At 38.3% G+C, this 347-nt stretch carries 1 protein-coding gene; it reads right to left on the bottom strand.

Annotated elements, in window-relative coordinates; all coding sequences use genetic code 11:
- Positions 1 to 144 precede the first annotated feature (144 nt).
- A partial coding sequence (locus tag A6E04_RS21450) for a hypothetical protein (RefSeq protein ID WP_217491224.1) occupies positions 145 to 347 on the bottom strand: 203 nt, incomplete at its 5' end.

Genomic DNA, 347 nt, shown 5'->3' with positions numbered 1-347 from the left:
AGTCTGCATCCGTGTTTTCCTTGCAGCATTTCCAATCCCAATTGTGGCTAATATATTTGGTTTTTCAATTCCAAACTAGCTGAAATCAAGTCGTTCAAATGGCGTAAAAAATGTATCTGTTTTCCATTTACTTCATCTCGCAATTTAAGAACATTTTGTTCGCTTAATTGCTATTGATAAATTAGAATCAGGGCTTAGAAAATCTTGGCAGGGCAGTTCTTTACCAAGTTGACCAAGCCGAAAGTAAGCACGCACAACAATCGCATCAACACGATTTATTACATTCGGCGTTCTGGGTTTGTCTTGGGTTTCGTGATTAAGGCGGTAAAATTCAGGTTGGTTTGCAT

It is taken from the genome of Aliivibrio logei, assembly GCF_001691055.1.
Taxonomy (GTDB): domain Bacteria; phylum Pseudomonadota; class Gammaproteobacteria; order Enterobacterales; family Vibrionaceae; genus Aliivibrio; species Aliivibrio salmonicida.
This window is presented reverse-complemented; position numbering and strand designations above follow the sequence as displayed.